Origin of the sequence: Acinetobacter sp. YH1901141 (assembly GCF_013416935.1) — a bacterium.
Classification (GTDB): Bacteria; Pseudomonadota; Gammaproteobacteria; order Pseudomonadales; family Moraxellaceae; genus Acinetobacter; species Acinetobacter towneri.
Window position 1 is genome coordinate 1 of the sequence record NZ_VPEY01000005.1, and the last position, 18,951, is coordinate 18,951.

Annotated in this window: 16 protein-coding genes; 3 read left to right on the plus strand and 13 right to left on the minus strand. The window is 41.3% G+C overall.

What is annotated here, in order from left to right:
• Positions 1 to 240 precede the first annotated feature (240 nt).
• Positions 241 to 861 (plus strand): DUF2238 domain-containing protein, encoded by a 621-nt coding sequence (locus FTV52_RS04295; RefSeq protein ID WP_179990054.1) that lies wholly within the window; start codon positions 241 to 243, stop codon positions 859 to 861.
• A gap of 30 nt (positions 862 to 891) precedes the next feature.
• On the opposite strand, the gene FTV52_RS04300 is transcribed toward FTV52_RS04295, so the two are convergent.
• From FTV52_RS04300 to FTV52_RS04340, 9 genes are all read right to left on the minus strand, one after another.
• A complete protein-coding gene (locus FTV52_RS04300) occupies positions 892 to 1,518 on the minus strand; it encodes a cytochrome b/b6 domain-containing protein (protein WP_004971665.1) in 627 nt (208 codons plus the stop codon).
• Positions 1,519 to 1,690: 172 nt separating this feature from the next.
• Positions 1,691 to 2,653, minus strand: a complete 963-nt coding sequence (gene sohB, locus FTV52_RS04305) for a protease SohB (RefSeq protein ID WP_004971667.1) — start codon at positions 2,651 to 2,653, stop codon at positions 1,691 to 1,693.
• 73 nt (positions 2,654 to 2,726) lie between these two features.
• The gene (locus FTV52_RS04310) at positions 2,727 to 3,371 is read right to left on the minus strand and encodes a hypothetical protein (RefSeq protein ID WP_179990056.1); all 645 of its coding nucleotides are present in this window, start codon (positions 3,369 to 3,371) and stop codon (positions 2,727 to 2,729) included.
• Between the two features lie 95 nt (positions 3,372 to 3,466).
• Positions 3,467 to 4,393 carry a phosphate ABC transporter ATP-binding protein PstB gene (pstB, locus tag FTV52_RS04315; protein ID WP_004971671.1) on the minus strand — a complete coding sequence of 309 codons (927 nt, stop codon included), beginning with the start codon at positions 4,391 to 4,393 and terminating at the stop codon, positions 3,467 to 3,469.
• 15 nt (positions 4,394 to 4,408) lie between these two features.
• Positions 4,409 to 5,797, minus strand: coding sequence for a phosphate ABC transporter permease PstA (pstA, locus tag FTV52_RS04320; protein ID WP_167845916.1), 1,389 nt, complete (start codon positions 5,795 to 5,797; stop codon positions 4,409 to 4,411).
• The gene (gene pstC, locus FTV52_RS04325; RefSeq protein ID WP_004971674.1) at positions 5,797 to 7,176 is read right to left on the minus strand and encodes a phosphate ABC transporter permease subunit PstC; all 1,380 of its coding nucleotides are present in this window, start codon (positions 7,174 to 7,176) and stop codon (positions 5,797 to 5,799) included. Before pstC ends, pstA begins: the two co-directional genes overlap by 1 nt.
• Positions 7,177 to 7,276: 100 nt before the next feature.
• Positions 7,277 to 8,299: a substrate-binding domain-containing protein gene (locus tag FTV52_RS04330; RefSeq protein ID WP_096901088.1), complete on the minus strand. Its 1,023-nt coding sequence runs from the start codon at positions 8,297 to 8,299 to the stop codon at positions 7,277 to 7,279.
• Positions 8,300 to 8,774: 475 nt separating this feature from the next.
• Positions 8,775 to 10,307, minus strand: coding sequence for an aspartate aminotransferase family protein (locus FTV52_RS04335; protein WP_179990058.1), 1,533 nt, complete (start codon positions 10,305 to 10,307; stop codon positions 8,775 to 8,777).
• A gap of 4 nt (positions 10,308 to 10,311) precedes the next feature.
• The gene (locus FTV52_RS04340; protein ID WP_179990060.1) at positions 10,312 to 11,685 is read right to left on the minus strand and encodes a diaminobutyrate--2-oxoglutarate transaminase; all 1,374 of its coding nucleotides are present in this window, start codon (positions 11,683 to 11,685) and stop codon (positions 10,312 to 10,314) included.
• Between the two features lie 494 nt (positions 11,686 to 12,179).
• Here FTV52_RS04340 and FTV52_RS04345 point away from each other — a divergent pair, with 494 nt between their 5' ends.
• Positions 12,180 to 12,884, plus strand: coding sequence for an SIMPL domain-containing protein (locus FTV52_RS04345; RefSeq protein WP_179990062.1), 705 nt, complete (start codon positions 12,180 to 12,182; stop codon positions 12,882 to 12,884).
• 101 nt (positions 12,885 to 12,985) lie between these two features.
• Here FTV52_RS04345 and proB read toward each other — a convergent pair whose 3' ends face one another.
• Both proB and cgtA read right to left on the minus strand, forming a co-directional pair.
• Positions 12,986 to 14,119 (minus strand): glutamate 5-kinase, encoded by a 1,134-nt coding sequence (gene proB, locus FTV52_RS04350; RefSeq protein ID WP_004971685.1) that lies wholly within the window; start codon positions 14,117 to 14,119, stop codon positions 12,986 to 12,988.
• Positions 14,120 to 14,146: 27 nt separating this feature from the next.
• Complete coding sequence (gene cgtA, locus FTV52_RS04355) at positions 14,147 to 15,361, minus strand: Obg family GTPase CgtA (RefSeq protein ID WP_004971687.1); 1,215 nt, start codon at positions 15,359 to 15,361, stop codon at positions 14,147 to 14,149.
• 215 nt (positions 15,362 to 15,576) lie between these two features.
• Between cgtA and FTV52_RS04360 the strand changes: the two genes are divergently transcribed.
• Entirely contained in the window at positions 15,577 to 16,773 is a 1,197-nt protein-coding gene (locus FTV52_RS04360) for an MFS transporter (RefSeq protein WP_167845911.1), read from the plus strand.
• 64 nt (positions 16,774 to 16,837) lie between these two features.
• Here the strand turns inward: FTV52_RS04360 and FTV52_RS04365 are convergent, their stop codons facing one another.
• Together FTV52_RS04365 and FTV52_RS04370 are read right to left on the minus strand one after the other, a co-directional pair.
• Entirely contained in the window at positions 16,838 to 17,200 is a 363-nt protein-coding gene (locus FTV52_RS04365) for a helix-turn-helix domain-containing protein (protein ID WP_004971692.1), read from the minus strand.
• A 217-nt stretch (positions 17,201 to 17,417) separates the two neighbouring features.
• Entirely contained in the window at positions 17,418 to 18,875 is a 1,458-nt protein-coding gene (locus FTV52_RS04370; RefSeq protein ID WP_004971695.1) for a glyceraldehyde-3-phosphate dehydrogenase, read from the minus strand.
• Between the last annotated feature and the right edge of the window lie 76 nt (positions 18,876 to 18,951).

Genomic DNA, 18,951 nt, shown 5'->3' on the forward strand with positions numbered 1-18,951 from the left:
CGTTGCTTGTCTGATACGTTGACGTTTGTTTTCTTGCTTGAGAAATTGCCAATAGATGGGTTCAAATTTTTTGAAAAAATCATCAACAATACAAAAAATTTCTGTAAAATCGTACATGGTAGTTAGAGCCTTTGGGTTGTGTCGTAACTTTCTAAATGGCTCTAACTACCTTTTTTTCAAGGGCTTTTCTTATCCGTAATTCGGGTTAGAATAAAACAAATCTTCCAACTTAAACATCACATGCAAAATCAATTCCGCATTCAACATTACTGTGCTTTAGGCTTGGTTATACTCGCCATGCTTGCTGCCAGTATTCAACCACTGGAATTTGAATCGTATCTACTGCATCAGGCAGGCACAGTTTTTATGCTCGCGGCTTTATTGATTGCATTTAAAAAAGTAGGACTGAGTTTTTCTAGCTTTGTGCTGTATTTAATATTTTTACTGATTCATATTGTCGGAGCACATTATCTGTATTCTTATGTGCCCTATAATGATTGGATTTTGCACAGCTTTGGCTTCAATTTAGATCAGAGCATGGGTTGGTCACGCAATATGTATGACCGTTTTGTGCATTTGGCTTATGGTATTTTGCTCTATCCTGTTTTATTGCGCTTGTTTGAAGTCTGGTTTCCAAAAAACAAACCTATGGTTTTATATCTTTTGGTCATTCAATTTATCATGGCAAGCAGTTTAATTTATGAATGGGTGGAATGGCTCATTGCGCTTGGCTTATCGCCAGAAGATGCTGAAAATTATAATGGTCAGCAAGGTGATATTTGGGATGCACACATGGATATGCTTTTAGCAACGATAGGAGCAATGCTGATGGGATGCTTCTACTTGATCAAGAAACCCTAACAGGATGCCTCTTTCGTACTAAATCCAAATTTATTGCCAATACCACCACCAGAAGCCAGCTAAACTTGCGACTGAAATCATCCAGATCAACACCGTTAATACTGCAGGTTTACCCGACCCCCAAAACATGGTTTTGGCAAGCCATTTTTTAAACAATACGCTGCTTAAAGTTAAGCTCGCTAAATGCACCAATACCGCAGCTAAGAATAAATTTGCTGCAAATTCATGTAGCTCTTTTAAAGTATGACTTTGGGTATAATCGGTGAAAAATCCAACCAACACAGTTAAAGGCAATGCCAACCAAATCAACAAAATACTGAATTGAAACGCACTGGAACTGCCTGACTTTAAAAACGGTAATGAAAAAAACTGCTGTGGCTGTTTCCAATCGCGTTTTACAAATTGTTGAATCATGCCTAAACGTTTAGAAATTCCTGTCGGCTGTGTGCTGTTCAACATACTCAACACCTGCCATACGATTCGTAAAGCTAAACTAATCCCCAACGTATAGCCAAAAGCCATATGTAACTGATGCCATTCTTCCGCATCACCTGTTAAGTAAGCCCCTGTAAAACTTAGCAGCATCACCACATGCAAAAAGCGAATCATTAAATCTGTAGATGTTGATTGCTTCGCGGGCACACTATTTGTTTGCATATTCAATCTATCAAGGTGGTTTTGTTCTTATCACAAAGATATAACATCAAGCTGAAATGAAAATTAAGATGCTTAAATCAAAGACCCTATATTTTTGAATAAAAGTGAATAAAAAAATTGCGCTCAATTGAGCGCAATTTTTAGATAAATTTTAGAAGTTAGATCATCACTATTACAGTTTAGGATCACGGATTTGCAACAAACTGCTGTTGGCTTTGCTGAGGCTATCAACCAGTTTATTCATCACTGCAGGAATCAAACTGTCTGCCATTTGTGCAGCTTGCAAACCCAGTTTTTCACCCAAAGTTGGCTTTTTACGGGTTTGAATCACATAAATATCATGCTGTGGCAACAAACTTAGTAAGTATTCATCTGAGGTTTGTAACTTATCTACCAAGTTTAAATCCAGTGCATCCTGACCATACCAATGCTCACCTGTTGCCACTTTTTCAACATTCAGTTGTGGACGGTATTTTTCGACAAAGTGTTTAAATAGTACATGAGTTTGTTGCAATTCTTCTTCAAACTTAGCCTTGCCTTCTTCGGTATTTTCACCAAACATGGTCACAGTGCGTTTGTATTGACCTGCTGTGTACATCTCAAAATCTATATTTTTTTCTTTGAGCAAGCGATTAAAGTTAGGCACTTGTGCCACTACGCCAATAGAACCCAAAATCGCAAATGGCGCTGACACAATTTCTGAACCAATACATGCCATCATATAGCCACCACTTGCTGCGACTTTATCGACGCAAATCGTGAGATGGAAACCTGCATCACGCAAACGTACCAATTGTGCAGCTGCAAGCCCATAACCATGCACCATACCGCCTGGACTTTCCAAACGTACCACAACACGGTCACGTCCAGCTTTGGCCGTTGCCAAAATTAGGGTGATTTCTTCACGCAATTGCTCTACAGCAGACGCAGCAGTATCACCTTTAAAATCCAACACATAAATTTTTTGATTGTTCTTTTTACGGGCGCGCGCTTCACGTGCCATTTGTTGTGAAAGTTGTAATAGCTCGAGTTTAGATGCCGTGGTTTGCGCAATTTTTTTTCGTTGTTCATTAATTCGCGCATTCAAATGACTAATCCGAATTTCGGCAGGTAGTTTAGGTAAATGAAATAACATAAAAATGAGTTCTCAATTTAATTCGGTTTATTAGGACTACATTAGGTCAATTTCGACTTTTTCAATACTTTTTCTATCTTAAAGCAGCTTCTTTTTGAATCAATCGTAAATATCGTTTAGAAATCTGCCGAACAGCCATTAAACGTACAGCAAACCAAATTTGCCCCTGATAGCAAATCCCAATAATAAGTGCGTTGATCGGCCACCAACCAAACAGTAGAAAACTACCTCTACGCTCATGATCTGAAGGTGTAAGCATTGAATAGAAACACACTAAACCTACGCAGAAACACATTACGCAAAGAAATTCACCTACTGCACTGTGCAAGAACGGTAACTTATTTTTTTGTTGTGCTTTTACATAGCGATAAAACTTAAATTTAGCATTGGCATCAATATAGTCTCGCCAAGCCTGCCGAAAATGGGGATCACTTGCTTGCTGCTGTACCCTAAAATAAACAACAAGCACTATCACACCTGAAACTATCACAAATTGATCATACAACCAACGATGATAATTGCTCATATTGGGGCTTTGAGAAATTGGAAACCACCCATCATGGTTAAAAAACGTTGCCAATAAAATACTCAGCAAAACCAAAAGTGCTGCTATCGTCTCTGCACTATGTTGAAATCCAAACAAGGCATCGATTATTTTTTTCGTGGCTTGGCGTGCTGGTTTTGCCTGTTGTCGTTCTTCTTGTGAAGGAAACTGCATTTTTTATTTTCGCTGCGCGTACAAAACAATCAATACTATAACAAAAAAACAGAATCCTAAGATTCTGTTTTAATAGCTTTCAGGACTTAAGCAGATTAACCAAAACGACCTGTAATATATGCTTCTGTTAATTGATGGTCTGGCTGAGTAAATACTTTTTCAGTTGCATTCACTTCAATCAAATCACCTAAATGGAAGTATGCGGTACGGTCAGATACACGCGCTGCCTGTTGCATTGAGTGCGTTACAATCGCAATCGTATATTGAGTAGAAAGTTCAGAAATTAGCTCTTCTACTTTTGCCGTTGCAATTGGGTCAAGTGCCGAACATGGTTCATCCATCAAAATTACTTCTGGACTTACCGCAATGGTACGCGCAATACAAAGACGTTGTTGCTGACCACCAGAAAGACCTGTGCCTGGTTGATTCAAACGATCTTTCACTTCATCCCACAAACCTGCTTTACGCAAGCTGTTTTCTACAATTTCTTCTAAATCGTACTTATCACGTGCTAAACCATGCAGTTTAGGGCCATAGGCTACGTTTTCAAAAATTGATTTTGGGAATGGGTTTGGTTTCTGGAACACCATGCCCACTTGTGCACGCAATAACACCACGTCTAAGTTCGGATCGTAAATATCTTGGTTATCCAACATTACTTTACCCGTCACACGACAGCTATCAATCGTGTCGTTCATACGGTTTAAAGTACGCAAGAAAGTCGATTTACCACAACCCGATGGACCAATAAATGCAATCACTTCATTTTCATAGATATTTAAATCAATACCTTTGATGGCTTCAGACTCACCATAATACACATGCACGTCATTGGTGCTTAACTTTACATTTGAAGATTTCGCTTCTTTTTTGCTTGAAGTTTGCGTATCAAATTGTGAAACAAACGAAGTCGATGATTGCTTCTGTTCTACATCGGTAGATGTAAATTGGCTTTGTTGTGGATTCACTTGCTTATCCTGTTCTAAGGAATTCTGTTTTTCTGTGCTTGCTACAGCATTCATATTCTCTGCCCTCAATTACCAGCGTACTTCAAACTTCTTACGTAACCAAATTGCAAGGCTGTTTAAGCCAATCATTAGCGCAAGTAGTACGATAATGGCTGCAGCGGTACGTCCCTCGAAGAAGTTACGCAATTCATTACCCTGCCATAAGAAAATTTGCACAGGTAACGCAGTAGATTGATCAAGTGGAGTTGCTGGTACACTGGCAACGAAAGCACTCATACCAATTAATAACAATGGTGCGGTTTCACCTAAAGCTTGTGCGACACCAATAATTGCACCCGTTAAAATACCCGGCAATGCAAGTGGGAGTACGTGGTGGAACACAGTTTGTAAACGAGAAGCACCCAAACCTAAAGCAGCTTGACGAATAGACGGTGGCACTGCTTTTAATGATGCACGCGTGGTAATAATCACGGTTGGTAAAGTCATTAAACTCAGTACCAAACCACCGACCAATGGTGCAGACAATGGTAAATGCATCCAACCAATAAAGATCGCAGCACCCAACAAACCAAATACAATAGAAGGTACAGCGGCCAAGTTATTGATGTTCACTTCAATAATATCAGTAATCGCATTTTTTGGCGCAAATTCTTCTAAGTAAATTGCTGATGCAACACCAATTGGAATCGAAATAAAGATCACAATCAGCATCATGAATAATGAACCCATGAATGCACCTGCCAAACCAGAAGTCGCTGGAGAACTACGTGAGTCTGGGCTAACAAAAATATTGGTATTGAAAGTACTTTCAATAATACCTTGTGATTCGAGCTGATCTGCCAATTGACGTACTTCAGGGCTTAATTGTTGCTGCTCATCTGGTAAGCTGCGGTCAATCTTGCCTTCTAGCCATACATCGACGTTGGCATCTGCAAGCACTTTCACTTCTTTGGTTTGGCCAATTAAAGAAGGATCTGCCAAGACCATGTCACGAAGACGGTATGCTTCAGAACTGGTATATAAGTAACCAAGATCATCACGCTTAGCTTCTAGCGCTTTGTCTTTCGCTACAATACCATTCACAATTAAAGCATCCCAATCGACCATACCCATTTCGGTTTGCCACGCAATCATACGGTCTTCGTATTGTGCTGGTGACTCGCCTGCAATCGCCTTAGGTTTTGGACCTGCATTGACAATCGCTGGATCGAAGTAAATTGGAAGGCTCATGCTGCTTTGCCAGAACGCAGGCAAACCTTTAGATAAGATACTGCCGAATAACAATACGACAAAGAATAAACCTGCAATAACTGCCGAGAAACCCATCAAGCGGAAGGTTTTTTCCTTACGATGACGCTTACCCAATGAACTGGCGATGGTTTTTTTACGTTGTTCACGTAATTCGGCAGCAGCTTGTGGATCTAACTGATCCAAAGACGATGTATTTGAAGTACTCATTAGTCGTATTGCTCACGATATTTACGCACGATGTATAGTGCAACAATGTTCAAACCTAAGGTAATCACGAACAGGGTCAAACCAAGTGCGAAAGCAACCAATGCCTGCGGACTTGCGAAATCTGTATCACCTGTTAATTGGTTCACAATCGTAATCGTAACCGTAGATACCGCTTCTAATGGGTTTGCGTGTAGTAAAGGACTATTACCTGCAGCCAACACCACAATCATGGTTTCGCCAATTGCACGTGACGCAGCAAGTAAGAATGCACCAATCACCCCTGGTAATGCAGCTGGCATCACCACGCGACGAATGGTTTCAGATTTGGTTGCACCCAAGCCTAAAGAACCATCACGCAGCGCACGCGGCACTTGCGTAATAATGTCATCAGACAATGAAGATACAAAAGGAATAATCATGATGCCCATCACTAAACCAGCGGTTAATGCACTCGTGGCATTAATATCTAGTCCAATGATTGCACCCGCAGTTTTAAGGAACGGGCCGATGATCATCATGGCAAATACACCGTACACAATGGTCGGAATACCTGCTAAAACTTCAATGGTCGGCTTTGCCCATGCACGGAATTTAGGCGATGCATATTCTGCAAGGTAAATGGCGATCATTAAACCAATAGGTACTGCAACTAATAAAGCAATACCACTCACCATCAATGTACCCCACAGTAATGGAAGTAAACCATAACTGCCATCTGCACTACCCGAGGTGCTAAAACCAGGGTTCCAGACTGTACCAAAGAAGAAATCCAGTGGGCTAACGAAACTAAAGAATCGCATCGCTTCACTGAACATGGACATCACAATACCAACCGTAGTTAGAATCGCAACACCAGAACATAATGCCAAAGAAATGTTGATGATTTTTTCAACTTGGTTACGTGCGCGGAATTGTTGTGAAACACGTTTCTTTGCCCACAGCAAACCAAATAAGGCCGCACAGATCACCACCGCAAGTTTGGCATAAGAACCAATGGTTTCAATTTTCGCTAATTGCTCTGCCGCTGCAACTTCGTATGCAGCAGGTGTATCACTTACACCAAAACCAGATGCAATGGCTTGTACGCGATCAACCAAAACACTTGTACTTGCAGGGTCTAGGCTTGCAGCAATGTGCGCTGGCACATTATTAATTACCACTTGCTCTAGAATACTTGGTTCAACCAAGTTCCAAACAATCAAAATTAAAAAAGCAGGAATACCACACCATAATGCTACCAACGCGCCATAATATCCTGGGCGTGAATGTAACATTGCAGAGTTATTTCCCTTACCTGCTAGGTTACGGCTCTTGCTTAACCCGATTTGATAGGCTACGGCGATAATCGCCAATAACACACCTATGAGTAGCAGATTCATGTATTCTCCACTGTTTTTTCAATTTGTGTTTTTGAAAAAACATTTCTTAGCAAAAAGCCGATGGCAGGTTGTTCCCTGCCATCAGCTGCTTTAACTCAAATTACTTAACCGCTTTACCAGCTTTGAAGTTAGCAAGAACTTGTGCACGCTCTTTGTCAGACATAGAGATCAAACCTGCTTTGTCTAATTTAGAACCTTTACCAGATACTTTCTTGCTCAAGAAGTATTCAGTAAATTGCGGTAAACCTTTGATTGATTTAAGGTGCTCACCTTTCACGTAGAAGAACAATGGACGTGATACAGGGTAAGAACCATTTAAAATTGTGTTTTCAGATGGCGCTACGTTGTTTACAGTTGCAACACGTAAACGGTCACGGTTTTGGTCATAGAAACCTAAGCCGAATACACCTACTGCGCTTGGAGAAGTTTTCAAACGTGCCAGTGTTTCTGTGTAGTCACCCGCGATTTCGATTACACGACCATCCTTACGGAAAGTAGTACACGCTTTCTTTTGCGCATCTTTGTCTAATGCTTTGATTGCAGCATAAGCTTCACAGCCTGCATCAACCATTTTCTCTTGGAACACTTCACGTGTACCGTGGTTAGACGCTGGAATTACAAGTGTAATAGGCTCGTTTGGAAGTGTTTTGTCAATTTGGTTCCAACGTGTATATGGGTTAGCAACCATTTTACCTTTAGATGGTAATTGAGCTGCAATTGCTGCATATACATGGTAAGGCTTTAATTTGTAAGCCGCTTTGTTTGCGTTAGAAGCAAATACGATACCGTCGTAACCAATTTTAATTTCTAAAACTTGGTTTACGCCTGCTTTTTTACAAGCAGCTAATTCTGAATCTTTAATTTTACGAGATGAGTTCGCGATGTCGATTGTGTTATCACCCACACCTGTACAGAACTGCTTCAAACCACCTGAAGAACCGCCTGAACCAACAACTGGAGTTTTGAATTGTGGGAAAGTATTACCAAATTCTTCTGCTACAATACTTGCGTATGGTAGAACGGTTGAAGAACCCGCGATTTGGATGGTGTCACGAGCTGCGTTAGCAGTTGTTACAGCTGCTGCAGATACGGCTAAAGCAATGGCGATGTTAGTAAAGCGCATTCTGTTCTCTCTCATAGTATGCAAGTTCGGAGTACGTCACTTGTTATTAAGTTTTGTACTTATTTCGATAACTGCATTGTGGTTTTATAATATGACAACCATGTTACAGCTTTGTTACGCTTTGGTTATATTTGCTTTTCGTATCTGAAATAATTTTTAAATGATTTAAAATCAATAACTAATAAAACACTAGAGTGCTTATTTTTTTTCAGTATTTAAATTTCAAATTGTAATAATTCATGCCAATGTCATCATTATTTATGGTTTTTTCTACCAAAATTGATGGTTTATTCGCCAATTGCGTAATTTTTATGACATCCGCAGTGCATTATTTGAGCCCAAAACACCCAATCCATCACAAAATTCAAGCAAGAACGGTACAACACTTCACTGCAATATTTTTAATCAGACACAAAAAAAGCCACCGTAGTGACTTCTTTTGTTGTATTTCATAACAATCTGAATAATGAAAGCATTAGTCGATTGGTGGCGTATAAGTACCCGCGACAATCGCATCTTTAATGCGATCTGCTTCTGCCAATACTAGGCCTAACAAGTTTTTCACGTTTTCAAGTGTTGCCACTGGACTTAAAGTCGTCATCTTCAATGATTGAACATTACCGACTTTAGTTACACCAATATTGGCCTCACCACGTGCAAATAATTCATCTGCCACGTTTTGGTTCAAGCTATCCAAGAACTCTGCAGGATAACCTTCAGGCACAACACGGAACAACACTGAAGCAAATTGTGGTTCAACCAACAATTCTAAACCTGCAGTCGCTTTAATATAATCAGCAACGTCACGGGTTAGCTTCACACCATGATCAATCATAGAACCGTAAAGCTCTTCACCTAATGCTTCAATCGTCATCCAAAGTTTCAACGCATCAAAACGACGCGTTGTTTGCAATGACTTAGACACCAAGTTTGGTACGCCATGTTCTTCATCATAAGCAGAGTTCAAATATTCTGCTTCATAGTGCATGAAACGATAGTTCGCTTCATCTTTCAGTAAGAACGCACCGCACGAAATAGTTTGGAAATAATGCTTATGGAAATCCAGTGTCACAGAATCAGACAACTCAATACCATCAAGCATGTCACGATGACTGTTAGAAAGAATTAATGCACCACCCCAAGCTGCGTCAATGTGCATCCACGCGCCATATTGATTGGTGATGTCACGAATCTTTGTAAGTGGATCAATCGCGCCCGCATCGGTTGTACCCGCAGTTGCAACCACACATGCAACAATCTTACCTTCAGCTTTTAAATGCGCCATGGTTTGCTCAAGTGCAACCACGTCCATTTGTGCATTTTCATTAACAGGTACAGTAACAACCGATTGGAAGCCCATACCCATCATCGCCATGTTCTTTTGCACAGAGAAGTGTGCATTTTCAGAACAAATGACTTTCACATTACGCATTGCATCGCTTGGAATACCATCGCGCTGAACAGACCACGGATTACCGTTTTCATCTTTCCAGTTCTTTGCAATACACGCATCACGCGCCAATAACACACCCATCAAGTTAGACTGCGTACCACCTGAAGTGAACACGCCCGCTTGACCTGCACCATAGCCAACTTTTTGACGTAACCAGTCAATTAGTTGTACTTCCATCAATGAACCTGCAGGGCTTTGATCCCAAGAGTCCATAGATTGGTTGGTTGCGTTAATGAGAACTTCTGCAATTTGGCTTGCCACCATAGTTGGACAATGCAAATGTGCCAAAGAATGTGGATGATGAACTTTTAAACTTTTGTTTAAGAAAAGCTCAACCATGCGTTCCAATGACTTTTGTACACCCAAACCTTGTTTTGCAGGCTGGAAAGAAATCGCTTCACGCAATTCTTTAATGCTGCCGCCTGTGTACATTTTGTCATTTTGCAACCATGCCGCGACTGCTTGAGTCGCTTGTTCCATTGCTGCACTGTAGTCAGCAATGGATTGAGCATCATTGCAGAGTAACGCTTTACGATGTTCTGCAAAATCTACCATAAACTTATGCGCCTCGAACTGCGGCTAACGCTTCAGCAACTGCTTTCTTGAAGCGAGCGATGACTTCTACACACTCTTCTTGAGTAATGATGAGTGGACAAAGTAAACGGATTACCGTACCACCACGACCACCTTTCTCAAGCAACAATTTGTTGTCAAAACATGCAGCTTGAACAGCAGCAGCCAATTGAGAGTCTGCTGGATAAGCACCTAAACGGTCTTTTTCTTGGCGTTCATCTACAATTTCGATACCAATCATTAAACCGCGACCACGCACGTTACCAATACATGGGAATTCAACAGCTAATTTTTTCAATTCAGCTTGTAAGAACTCACCACGCTCTTGCGCATTTTGTGCAAGGTTTTGTTCTTTAATGGTTTTAAGCACCACAAGACCAGTACCCATTGCCAATTGGTTACCACGGAAAGTACCCGTGTGACCTGCAGGCTGCCATGCGTCAAACTTACGTTTAATTGCAAGTACAGCCAATGGCAAACCACCACCAACAGCTTTAGACATTACAATCACGTCTGGCTCAATACCTGCATGTTCAAATGCAAACATTTTGCCTGAACGTGCAAAGCCCGCTTGAACTTCGTCTAAAATTAAAACGATGTTGTGCTTTTCAGTCACTTCGCGGATTTTTTTCAACCATTTAATTGGTGCAGTTACTACACCGCCTTCACCTTGAATTGCTTCAAGAATCACAGCTGCAGGCTTAGTTACACCGCTTTCTACATCTTCAATGAAGTTTTCAAAATAATACGTTAAAGCATCTACACCCGCTTCACCGCCAATACCAAGTGGGCAGCGGTATTCATGCGGATATGGCATAAATTGAACACCAGGCATTAAACCATTGACTGCGTTTTTTGCAGACAAGTTACCTGTCATCGCCAATGAACCATGAGTCATACCATGATAGCCACCTGAGAAGCTGATGACTGAGCTACGACCTGTATAGGTTTTTGCAAGTTTGATTGCCGCTTCTGTGCCATCTGCACCTGTAGGACCACAGAACTGCAAGCAGTATTCTTCTTGACCACCAGGCATGTGTGAAAGTAACGCTTCAGTAAAAGCATCTTTCAAAGGTGTCGTTAAATCTAAGGTATGTAATGGCAAACCACTCGCTAAAGTGTCTTGGATGCTTTGAACCACCGCAGGATGGTTATGGCCCAATGCCAAGGTTCCTGCCCCAGCCAAACAATCTAGGTACTCAGTACCTTCAACATCGGTAACCCAACAACCCAGTGCTTTCGCTATCGCTAACGGTAATTTACGAGGATAACTACGCACATTCGATTCCATCTGACTTTGGCGAGTCAAGTAGTATTCGTTTGTGGAATGGTTGGCAGGGTTTACAGAAGTAACGCTCATATCGAATTACCATCTCTGATATGGGTTGAAAGAAATAAGTCTGGTGACTTGCGGTCCTTTGACTCGGTGCTTTTTTGATCTAGCGAGATAGAGTTTTGTTCTTCAAGACTAGGAAGCGGGATAATACCTAATTTTTCTAGAAAATAAACAGGTTTAACCCAAATATTGCCTAATTTCATCGAAAAAACATATCTTGCAGATGATTCGATTGAATTATCATCTTACATTGTGACAAAGGAAAGAAAATTTAACTCTTTCCACTTCCTTTATACGTTTTTTTGCACAATCTCTCAAGTCATGCAGCATTTATTTTCAAAATAGTATAGATCATTATTTTTATTGAATTTTATAAATGCTTTTTTGCTGCAATTTTTAACGCATATTTTACAAAGCCACCACAAATTCAACTAAAAATCCTCACAAAGCAAAGTTACTATTTAAATCAATTCAAACGCTTTTCATAAATCCTGATCCCCTGAATAATAGGTCAAAATATGCGCTTACTTTCTCTCGCTGCTACCCTGTTGGCTGTTGGTGCTGCAAGCACTGCTTTTGCCCAACAAAATGAATCTTTAAATTACAATATCGTCAATGTTCAAGCCGAAGCTACACGCGAAGTTTCAAATGATCAAATGCACGCTGTGTTATATATTGAAAAAAGTCACAAACAGCCTGCTGAACTTGCATCACAAATTAACCAGTTAATGAGCCAAGCCATTGCAACTGCACGTAAGTATCCACAAGTGAAAGTTGAAACGGGCTCACAAACCACCTATCCAATTTACGACAATGACAGTCGTAAGTTAAAAGAATGGCGTGGTCGTGCAGAAGTACGTGTGCAAAGCACCGATTTTAAAGCCGCAAGCCAGTTGGTGAGTGAGCTACAACAAAACTTTCAGACCCAATCAATTAATTTTAGCGTGTCGGATGCACAACGCAAAAAAGTTGAAAACGAGTTGATGGTCGAAGCGTCTAAAAACTTTCAACAACGTGCGCAAATGTTAAGTCAGGCTTGGAATAAATCGGGCTATAACTTGGTTAATTTGAACCTAAACACCAATTCTTTTTTTCCGCAACCTGTTATGCGCGCGAGTATGGCTAAATTTGCTGTCGCAGAAACGGCTGTAGCTGATCAAGATATGGCAGCAGGTGAATCTAAAATTACAGTCAATGCAAATGGAACGATTCAGTTTAAATAAACTTGAAGCATGACCTGCGTTGTTTAAGTAATAAAAAACCCGCTTAGATATTCCAAGCGGGTTTTTTAATAACTTCAATTGAATGATAACTTACAGCATCATCAATAAATCGCTATGTGATTGCGATGGATCATCTCCAACGAACGTGCCTCGCCTAACACCTGATGCACTTTGTCAGAAGCCAAGCCTTTGACCAAATCTGCAGAACGTGAACTAAAATTAACACGTCCCACAGCGACACGATGACCTTGTGTATCTACACACTCCACCACATCGCCACGTTCAAAATGCCCTTCTACCGCTTTTACACCCACAGGCAATAAACTGCGATGATTTTCTTTAATGGCTTTGACTGCGCCATCATCAATCACCAAACGTCCTGCCGTTTGTAAATGTGCCGCCAACCACTGTTGATGCGCTGCAATACGGTCATTGTCAGTAATGAACAGTGTACCCAACATTTCGCCCGCCATTAAACGCGCAAGCACATTGTCACTTTCACCACTGGCAATTAAAGTTGGACAACCCGATTTAGCCGCCAAACGCGCTGCACGGACTTTGGTCAGCATGCCACCGCGCCCAAACTTGCCGCCACCACCCGCCATATCAAACAGACTTTCATCCAAAGCACGTACAGTATGGAACAGTTTTGCGTTTGGATTAGAACGTGGGTCGGAGTCAAACATGCCTTGCTGATCGGTCAAAATAATCAACAAATCTGCATGTACCTGCCCTGCCACCATCGCAGCCAAAGTGTCGTTATCACCAAAGCGAATTTCGTCAGTAGACACTGTGTCATTTTCATTAATGACTGGTATCACGCGCCATTCAATCAGGTTTTGCAATGCATCGCACGAGTTTAAATAACGACGACGATCTGCCAAATCATCATGGGTTAATAGGACTTGTGCAGTTTGAATCTGGTGTTTTTCCAGCACACTTGACCAAGTTTGAATCAAGCCCATTTGACCAATGGCAGCGCATGCCTGAAGACTGGGTAGATCGGTGGGTCGATGCTCAAGTTTCATTCGCACCATACCTTCAGCCACAGCTCCCGATGACACTAAAATAATTTCGTGTCCAGCATTGTGTAGATCTGCAATTTGTCCCGCCCAATGCGAGATTGCATCCAAATCTAAACCTTGCCCATTGGCTGTGAGTAAAGATGATCCGATTTTAACAACGATTCGTTTACAACCCTTGAGCTGACGTTGCCCATCTACCACTTCTATCATCTTGTCCTCAGTCACTTTTTGTAGCGCTTAGCGTACGTAGTACACTTCTACTTCGCCATCTTCACCATCATCGTCTTCGTCGTCATCGCCCAACATACCTGCAAGACGTTGCTGACGGCGCATCTCACGATACGCTTCTTTCGCGGCAATGGTTTGTTCACGTGTTTCAGCTTCCAGCTGATCACGGAATGCTTTCATTTCTGCTGCGTACTCAGGATCTTCAACTTCGCGTTCACGTTGTTGCTCAATTTGATCCATCAAGTAATACACCACTTGCTGTGTACCTTCAGACATTAAGCCTGAAGTTTTGAACACAGGACCATCCCACTGCAATTCTTCAAGAATGTGTTTACACCATTCTTCACGTGAATCTTCAGGAAGTTGATCAAGTTTATTCAACACCAACACGATTGGTAACTTTGCCAAAGTTGGAGAGAATTTTTCCAACTCTTGCAGAATTGCTTTGGCATTGTACGCAGGATCAGAACCATCAATAGGTTGAACATCCACAATGTGCAGTAAAATACGAGTACGCGCCAAGTGTTTCAGGAAGCGAATCCCCAAACCTGCGCCTTCTGCTGCACCTTCAATTAGTCCTGGAATATCTGCCATGACAAAAGAACGATGACGATCTGCATCCACCACGCCTAAATTTGGCACCATGGTGGTAAATGGATAGTCAGCAACTTTTGGTTTTGCCGCAGACACGGCACGAATAAAGGTCGATTTACCCGCGTTTGGCATGCCTAGCAAGCCTACATCGGCAAGGACTTTCAACTCCAGACGGATTTCACGAAACTCACCTTTCGTACCATGCGTGAATTTACGCGGTGTACGGTTGGTAGATGATTTAAAGTGAGTATTCCCTAAACCACCATCACCGCCTTGAGCGACCAATACTTTCTGACCGCTTTCGACTAAATCTGCAATAATATCGCCAGAGTCTGTATCAACAATGGTTGTGCCCACTGGAACGGTCAAAACGACAGATTCACCACCACGACCTGCACAGTTTGCGCCCGAACCGTTTTTACCACGTTCAGCGCGAAATTTACGGGTATAACGATAATCTACAAGGGTGCTTGCGTTGTCGTCGGCTTGAATAAAAATACTGCCGCCACGACCACCATCACCGCCATCTGGCCCACCAAATGGTACAAATTTCTCTCGGCGAAAACTGGCTACGCCATTGCCACCGTCGCCAGCCTCTACGGTAATGACTGCTTCATCAACAAAGCGCATCTTGCCAATCCTCTAAAACTTTAAAAGCCGTATATTCTGCCATATTTTAGAGAATTTCTCGAATTATATTTATGCAATCGTATGCGTAGATGCTTTTTATCCTTGATTGTTCAAAACACTCATTTCTTTTAGCAATGATATGATCGTTTTTTCTTATTTCTCCTTCCTCATCTAAGTTCTTATAGTGCTTTAACCCTTGTTTGCTTTCTGTCGCCATGTCTAATGCTGTTGCCACCACAACCACGCCTGCTTTATCGCCTAAATTTATTTTACTCATAGCAACCGCCTGTGGCTTGTGTGCGGGATCGGCATATTTTAATCAGCCTTTAATTTATTCAATTGAAAAAAGTTTAGGAATTAGCACCAGTCAGGCAGGCTTTGCTGTGGTTTTGGCACAAATAGGCTATGGACTAGGTTTAATGTTACTCGTGCCTTTAGGTGACTTGCTAAATAAGCGTAAATTGATTGTCAGTCTGATGGTTTTTGCTGCGTTTTCGCAAATTTTGCTGTCTTTTAGCAGCAATTTAGCCATGCTGTATTTCTTTACCGTATGTGCCACTTTTGGTGCGATTTCTGCACAAGTGCTTATTCCATTTGCATCTAGCATCAGTCCACCTGAATCGAGTGCTGCCATTGTCGGCAAATTGATGAGTGGCTTGGTAATGGGGATTATTTTATCGCGCACTTTCGCGGGTTTTGTATCGACCTATTGGTCTTGGGAAGCTGTCTATTTCAGCAGCGGCATCATCACCCTACTTTTTGCAGGCTTAATGTGGACAAAACTTCCCTCTACAGCTGCCAATAAAAATTTGACTGTGGCAGGCATTTATCGTTCTTTAATTCAGTTGGCTATAACCCAACCACATTTAATTCGTAGAGCGTGCGCGGGCGCTTTGGGCTTTGCCATTTTGTCCTTGGTTTTTACTTCCATGACTTTTGTTTTAGCCAATCCGCCTTATTATTTTAGTGATTTTCAAATTGGGCTTTTTGGTTTATTGGGTGTGATTGGAATTTTCTCGTCAAGTTGGTCGGGTAAAACGGTCGGCAAAGGTCGTGAGAATTTTGTCGCAATATTATGTATTGGCTTGATGTTGTTTTCTTGCATTCCACTCTTTTTTGCACAGCAGAATATTGTGGCTTATGCCGTTGGCGTATTGATGAGTTATTTTGGTCTAACTGCTTTTCACGTATTGAATCAAAACTTGGTGTACCGAATTGATGCCACCGCACGTTCCCGCATTAATGCGGTATATATGACTATTTATTTTTCAGGTGCAGCACTTGGTTCACTGACGGCGGTCTACGCATGGCAACACCGGGGCTGGATGGGTTGTGTTGTCAGTATTTTGGTATTTGCCATCGGGATTTTGCTGATTGATCGTTATGATTTTTCACATCGACGCACTATTTAATCATCCAGAATGTGCTTTGGAGTAGGAACATCTACAGCAACTTCCCTAAAAGATGAGTAATCCATTAGTGAGAAGATTGCTGTGAAGTTTCAGGCAAATGCTGTTCTAAATACTCAATCAGTTGATTCACTCTTGCTGCAATTTGTGAGCCTTCAAAAGTGAGTTGATATTCCACTTTAGGCGGCACCGTTGGGTAAACTGTACGTAAAATTAACCCATCTTGCTCAAGAGTTTTCAGGGTTTGCGCCAGCATTTTTTCACTCACCCCTTCAATGCGCTGTCTTAGCTCACTAAAGCGGTGCAAACCTTCGCTTAAACAATGCAACACCAACATTGACCATTTATTGGCTAAATGTTCTAAACGAATCCGTGATGGACAATCTTTAGCAAGGACTTGCCCGAGTAAGTGACTGGTTGCATATTGCATAACGGTATCCTTCTGTTATTTCTATTGTTCAGGCTTTGAAAGCTTGAAAGCAAAATCAAATCTACTTACTTTTTAGCATAGACTTTATTTTGGTAAGTTTAGGATAGCGTATTAGGTGGAAATTTCAACACTCATCCTTATATTTAAGAATGAAATAAATGCAAAAAAAAGAGCTTCATTTGAAGCTCTTTTTGATTTTAAATTCTGTATCTACAAATTATGCATTTGTTTCAGCAGGAACTTTAGGATAGCTTACGCCGCCCATTTGTTCAGCAATACGCAATACTTGGCAGCTATAACCCACTTCGTTGTCATACCAAACGTAAGCAGTTAAACGGTTGCCTGAAGTAATGGTTGCTTGCGCATCAAATACACCTGCAGTACGCGAACCAATGAAGTCACTTGAAACCACTTCAGTCGAGTTGGTATAACCAATTTGACCTTGAAGATTAGAGTGAATTGAAATTTGACGAATGTATTCGTTCACTTCTTCGCGATCTACTTCTTTCTCAAGCGTTAAGTTCAAGATTGCAAGTGATACGTTTGGCGTTGGAACACGTACAGAGTTACCTGTTAATTTACCTTGTAATGCAGGCAATGCTTTCGCCACTGCTTTTGCTGCACCTGTTTCGGTAATAACCATGTTTAATGTTGCTGCACGACCACGACGATCTGCCTTGTGATAGTTATCAATCAAGTTTTGGTCGTTAGTGAATGAGTGAACAGTTTCAACGTGACCATTCACAACGGTGTACTTGTCATGCAACACTTTTAAAGTTGGTGTAATCGCGTTTGTTGTACAGCTTGCCGCAGAAATGATGGTATCTTCATCAAGAATGTCAGCTTGGTTAACACCGTAAACCACGTTTTTCATGTCACCTTTACCAGGTGCAGTTAAAATTACGCGTGCAGCGCCTGGGCATTGAAGGTGTTGTGCAAGACCTTCTGCATCACGCCATTTACCCGTGTTGTCAATCACTAATGCATTGTTGATGCCATAAGCCGTATAGTCTACTTCAGATGGGTTAGATGCATAGATCACTTTAATGAAGTTACCATTTGCGATAATTGCTTCATTTTCTTCATCTACAGAAATAGTGCCTGCAAATGGACCATGAATAGAGTCGCGACGCAATAAAGACGCACGTTTTTCTAAATCACCATCAGATGATTTACGTACCACAATTGCTTTAAGGTTTAAGCCACGGCCAAGACCAGATTGACCAATGATTAAACGCGCAAGGATACGACCAATACGACCAAAACCGTAAAGTACAACATCTTTGCTTTCTACAGTTGTTGGATTGCCCGCTAAAGATTTCACAGCGTCTGCAACAAATGCATTTACATCGCCGCCTTTTTCTTTATATTCAACAGCAAGTTTACCTAAGTCGATTTCTGCTGAACCGATGTTGTCTACTTTTGCCAAAGCTTCAAGCAATGGGAAAGTGTGAACAACTGAAAGTTCTACGTCCATCATACGAGTACGACGGTGTGCTTTCAAAATTTGAATCACAGAACGGTTAACTAAAGAACGACCAAAAACTGAAACCATGATATTTTTTTCACGGTACAACTGACCGAGTAAAGCAATCATACGTTCCGCGATTTCTTCACGGTTTTTCCAGCGACCTTGGTGCTCTGCGTGTAGGGCGATGATAGTCTCTTTGCTCACAGATACGTCCTCTAATTAATTGTATATCTAGGCATGAATTTCAAAACCCGATAATTGTAATGGAATTGTCGTCAAG